Here is a 5,153-nt window from a genome sequence, read left to right on the forward strand (position 1 = left end):
GGCGATGTCGAGTTTGCTCATCACCTTGATGCGGGCGATGACGGAGGCCTGGAGGGATTTGATGTTTTCGGGGACGGGGATCTCGTGGAGGAAGCCGTCGATGCGGTAGCGGATGCGGAGGGAGTCGGGCTGGGGCTCGACGTGGATGTCGGTGGCTTTTTGGGCGAGGGCTTCGCGGATGATCTGGTTGACGAATTTGACGACGGAGGCGTCTTCGTCTTCGTCGTCGATGACGTTGGCTTCATCGCGCAGGTGCTGGTCGTCGGTGCTGCCGCCGCCTGCGGCGATGAGGGCGTCAAAGGTTTCGGCACCGACGCCGTAGAGCTGCTGGACGGCGCTGAGGAGTTCGGTGCGGGGTGTGAGGCACCACTCGACGGGGAGTTCGGACTGACGTGCGACGGCCTGACGGGCGAGGAGGTCGCAGGGGTCGTGGCAGGCGAGCTTGAGGGTGCGCTTTTGGGGTGTGGGTGAGTCTACCATGGGCTGGTGTGACGTGGTTGTCACACGACCGTGGCCGAAGCCGACGGGGAAGACCTGATGGCGGACGGCGAAGCGTGCGGGGATGAGGCGCTTGAGTTCGGCGGCGTCGGCGGGTTCGGGTCGTGGGGTTTCGAGCCAGGGCCAGCCGAGGGAGTCGGCGAGGTGACGGGAGAAGAGGCGCTCGTCAACGGCTCCGCTCTCGATGAGGGCGAGGACGGGGGAGATGCCGCCGCCTGCGGCGGTGTTGAGAGCGGCCTGGATGTCGGAGTCCATCACACCGGCGGCTTGGGCGCTTGATTGGAGGATGGAGAGCATATGGTCAGATCGTGGCGAGTGCAGGCACGGACATCATTCTCTGTTTTTTTGAGCCTGCGGTTTCAAGAGTTGTGGAGAGCAACGATGGGGCATCCTATGGAGCCAGCTGTGCAAGCGACGGATTATTCTCACAATGCGAATTGCTCTCGAATGAAGAAAACTGACAGGACTCGCTCAGGCCGCAAACCCGGACGGGGAATTACGTATATCGGAAACGATCGGAATGTGCAATCGTGAAGTTGTCTGGGATGCAAGCGAGATGCTCTGTGTCGCGGTCAGGCATTCGCAGCGCCACCTTGCAAGCCCCGCTTCGTAATTTATCATATTTGAGAGGTGTTCTCGGCCCTTTTCAAGCTTTTCAACATTTTATCACATTGTTCATGTAACCAAATCCGCATGTTGGGGTATAAATCATTGCACACCCATTTCCGGGCCCCAGTCCTGAGTAATATTGTCAAAAACTCGATATTTTGCTTCCCCTCAGCCAACAATTTGATGTATACACAAACACTCTAGTCATGAAAAAGCTGACATTTTCCCTAATCGTATGCGCCCTACTGGGAGCTGCCGCCCAGGCGCAGGTCACGACTGATGCAGTGGGGTTTGTAAACGTGACAGTACCTGCTAATTCAGATGCTATTGTTGCTGCACCACTCAACCGGACCTCAGTTTTCAAAGGTGTCATCCAGTCCATTTCTGGCAGTGTACTGACTATTGCTGGCACTTCCCCAGGCTGGACCTCCAATTCGTTCGTCCAATCCATTCCATCGCAAACTGACACCTATGCTGTCTTAATTGCAACGGGCACTAATGAAGGGATGACCGCAAAAATTACGGCCAACGGTGCCAATACTCTGACTGTTCAACTCGGGTCCGGTGATAGCCTTGCCGCTGTTAAAACGGAAGCAGTCGATGGCGTAGGACTGGGAGATCACATAGACATCATGCCGTACTGGACGCCATCCGCTCTGATCAGTGCTGTTCCCAATGGTACAGAATTGTATGCCTTTGACAACAATACTGCAGGACAAAATGTTTCTCCAACCGCATTGCTTCAGTTTTTCGCGGGTTTCGGTTGGTATGAAACGGTTGGGTTTACGGACCAATCCAATAGGCCAATGCTGTTTGGTGCCGGCTTCATCCTAAGAAATAACTCGGCCAGCGCCGTTTCGGTCCCCATCATAGGTTCTGTGCCAATGAGCAGTAGCCGTCTTGTTTTGCGCACCCTTGCAGCGAACACAACACAAGACCAAATCATTAGCTACATGAGCCCTGTTCCTGCTACGCTTAGCGCCGTGAACTTGGGGGCTCAGGACAATGATGAGTTGTATCTTTTTGACAATTCGGCTCCCGGTAAAAACAAATCTCCTGCCACGCTGCTGGTTTATTTTGGTGGTCTGTGGTACAATTCCGTCACCTTTGCTGAAGTGACCGCATCAACCGTTTTACAGCCAGGCAACGCCATGATCTATCGTGCAAAAGGCACTTCCAGCCCCCAAAACTTTATCTGGCAAAATCTGCAAGGTTATTTGCAATAAGACCAAAAGTGAAACAGGTTGCCACATCCATCCGCCTGCAGACCCTCAATTATGAAGAACAAACTGTTATCGCTGACACTCGCAATAGCCTTTATTTCGTCAGTGCAAGCCGCGACAACACTGCAATTTTCTGTGAGCCCCGATGGTGCGACTAACTTTGCGAACGCCTCTGGCACCGCCACCAATGGAATGTTGTGGGGAGTCGTGATCGCCACCAGCGCTAGTTTTTCAAGCGGTAGCTACGATACGTTTAACCCCAGTGTTTCAGGCTTCCTCAATAGCGGTGGAGTTGCAACCACCGATTATTATTTCGCAACAGGATTATCAACTCAAGCTTTGACGAGTCCATTCTTCACCGGAAATGAAGCAGGAAATGGCGGAATTACCACTGCTTTCGGTGTTCCAACCACAGGCGATGGCGTCTCGGGAGTTGATGCGGGTGATAAATTTGGCCTTCTGTGGTTGCCAACCTCCACCGCAGCAACCAATGACAACTATGGTTTCTACACCAATGCAGCGTTTACCTTGCAATCATCTGCTAGTGTGGTTAATTACAGCAGTGTTTTTGCTGGTGCCGACCCGATTCGCTCTGCAAGCTTCACTGTAGGAGCAAGTGCCGTCCCAGAACCCAGCCGCGCAATTTTGGCGGTTCTAGGCCTTGGTCTGATCACCCTTCGCCGCCGCCGGTAATCTCGGTCTTCATTTTCTCAATCAGGGACTGCAGCAATGCAGGCTTTTTTTGGCCATCGTTTCTTTTCCCGGGGGGGGGCGTCAGTCGGTTCATTGACCACGCCGCCACGTTCTACACGCTCATCGACAACTGCCACCGGCAGGGCATCAATGCCGAGGCGTATCTGACGGGCTTCTTCAAATGCCTGCTAACGAGACGAAGCGAACCGTTCATCGGCGCACACCCAAAGTCTGGGCGCAGAGCAGGCGGCCCTGCGCCAAGCACTGGCTCAATCAGTCGTTCTGCCGATGTAGTTGACCGGCAAAAACCAAGCGCAATGCAACGGGGGCATGGACATCGGATACGGTTCGGGAGCCAAGGCTCACTGGGCCAATTGCAAAAACACCCTTTCCTCGGGCAACACCCCTTCGGAACGAATTCTCTCCGCGATTTGGTAGGCTTGAGAGACTTCATTACATGTCGTGGCGAGCAGACCCGCATAAACGGCTTTTTCACCCATGGAAAAGTCTCTTGTGTCCACCACCTTGTGAAGGACGACGGAAGCGTATGCCAAGTCATGCAGCCGGTAGGCTTTGAGAGCTTCCAGCAGATGGTCGGAAGCACTTTTGGCGGTTGTTGAGCCATCCAACAATGTGGTCTCGAGTTCCACTCCACGGAGGAGGCAGAGGTAGTCGTGTCTTCGGACATACTTAAGGTCGTCGGGCCTTAACTTGAGGAGCCTGCTGGCGAGGGGGGCGAGCAACGCGGAATCGTTCTGAATGGAGGCCATTTCCCAGCATTTCTCGAGCATCTGCACCTCGCCAGGGGATCCGGGCTGTGCGAGCGCCTGGTAGGCATGGAGCGCCAGATCCGTCAAATGCCATGACTCGGCGAGAGTGGCGGCTCCCAAAAGAGCCAGGGCATTTCTTTCCGAAAGACCCTGCAGGATGGCTTCTTCGAGATGAGCACGGGCTTGTTTGATGTCCGAAGGATGCAGGTTTCGTGCCGCCAGTGCCCGCCAAGTGGCGGCGCGTGCATTCGAAACCGGGAGTTTTTTTCCCTTTTTGAGCAGATCCATCAATTCCTGCCACTTTTGTTGTTCCGTCAGACCCTGGGCGACCAGAGGAAAGAGGTCGGGCGAATGGAGCAGGAGGTCCTCCGGCACAAGTTCTCGAATCTTGGCGTATTCCTTCTCACGGGCCAGCCACCCAGCCACCTGAGCGAGAGTGGTGGGAGCGGCGGTTCTGTAGCGCTCGATTTCCTGCTTGAGCCTTTGCGCGCGCTGCGCCGGATCCCGGCGCATGATGGTGGAAACGAGCATCAACCGGTCATCAGGCGAGATGTCGGGATGCGCTGCCGCCAGTTTCAGCAACTGTTCCGCCTCGGCCAACGTCAGTTCGGTTCGTCGGCTCAGAGCCCTCACTGCATCGAGTCCAGTCCGGCCTCCCTTTGAGGCCAGTTTGAAGATAACATTCCATGCCGCATCCTTGATCTCAGGGAAGTTGCCATCCAGGTCTTTTACTGCCTTGCGGAACGCTACCTCCGGCTCGTCCGGAAATAGCTGGAAGAGCTGAAGCTCAAGCTCTGCCACTTCGTGGAAATAACCTTCCTTGCGGAGAAGATCGATGTTGAGCTTCATCGCCATCAAGCCGGAACGCTGGGAGGATGAGAGGCGGTCCCAAGCTGCTCTCGCCCGCCGAATATCTCCGGCAAGAAAGCGTGCCTGACTGAGCCACAATGCATCGTCTGGCTGCACATTCCCCGCCTGTGCCAGCTTTTCAAGGGTGTCCGCCAGCAGTGCTGGTTCAGCAGAGGTTTTTTGCAGGTATTGAGCAATAAGCCGAAGGAAGTCTGGTGTGTCGCGGGTGGGGCCCTGCACTTGCTGAATCGCACTCAGTGCTTCTGGCAGATTTCCAGCTTCCAAGGCCTGCCTTGCCTTGGTGATGTAGTGGCTGGATTGGAGCATCCTAACGACGTCGAACTTTTTTAAGGCCACTACAGTGATTCCCAGCAAAACCACGCCAATCATCACCCAGCCCAGGATGGCAAACCAAGAAAGGTTGCCGCCTTTTTTGGGAATTAAGGATTCAATGTCCGTTTCCGGGATCTCGGGTTTGGACGGGGACGGGGATTGCATGACAAGACGTGAG

Annotated in this window: 4 protein-coding genes; 2 read left to right on the forward strand and 2 right to left on the reverse strand. The window is 55.1% G+C overall.

Going from position 1 to position 5,153, the window contains the following annotated elements:
* On the reverse strand, window positions 1-795 hold a 795-nt coding region (locus tag ACIREA_RS26335), incomplete at its 3' end, for a GspE/PulE family protein (RefSeq protein ID WP_397385301.1).
* 518 nt (window positions 796-1,313) lie between these two features.
* Here ACIREA_RS26335 and ACIREA_RS26340 point away from each other — a divergent pair.
* Together ACIREA_RS26340 and ACIREA_RS26345 are read left to right on the forward strand one after the other, a co-directional pair.
* Window positions 1,314-2,333 (forward strand): TIGR02597 family protein, encoded by a 1,020-nt coding sequence (locus ACIREA_RS26340; protein WP_397385302.1) that lies wholly within the window; start codon window positions 1,314-1,316, stop codon window positions 2,331-2,333.
* A 51-nt stretch (window positions 2,334-2,384) separates the two neighbouring features.
* Window positions 2,385-3,023 (forward strand): PEP-CTERM sorting domain-containing protein, encoded by a 639-nt coding sequence (locus tag ACIREA_RS26345; RefSeq protein WP_397385303.1) that lies wholly within the window; start codon window positions 2,385-2,387, stop codon window positions 3,021-3,023.
* A gap of 362 nt (window positions 3,024-3,385) precedes the next feature.
* On the opposite strand, the gene ACIREA_RS26350 is transcribed toward ACIREA_RS26345, so the two are convergent.
* On the reverse strand, window positions 3,386-5,153 hold a 1,768-nt coding region (locus ACIREA_RS26350), incomplete at its 5' end, for a hypothetical protein (protein ID WP_397385304.1).

Origin of the sequence: Prosthecobacter sp. (assembly GCF_044373815.1) — a bacterium.
Classification (GTDB): domain Bacteria; phylum Verrucomicrobiota; class Verrucomicrobiia; order Verrucomicrobiales; family Verrucomicrobiaceae; genus Prosthecobacter.

Bases quoted from the DNA above. Each gene is read 5' to 3' on its own strand.
- ACIREA_RS26345 (WP_397385303.1), top strand. From the start codon at position 2,385: ATGAAGAACAAACTGTTATCGCTGACACTCGCAATAGCCTTTATTTCG.
- ACIREA_RS26340 (WP_397385302.1), top strand. From the start codon at position 1,314: ATGAAAAAGCTGACATTTTCCCTAATCGTATGCGCCCTACTGGGAGCT.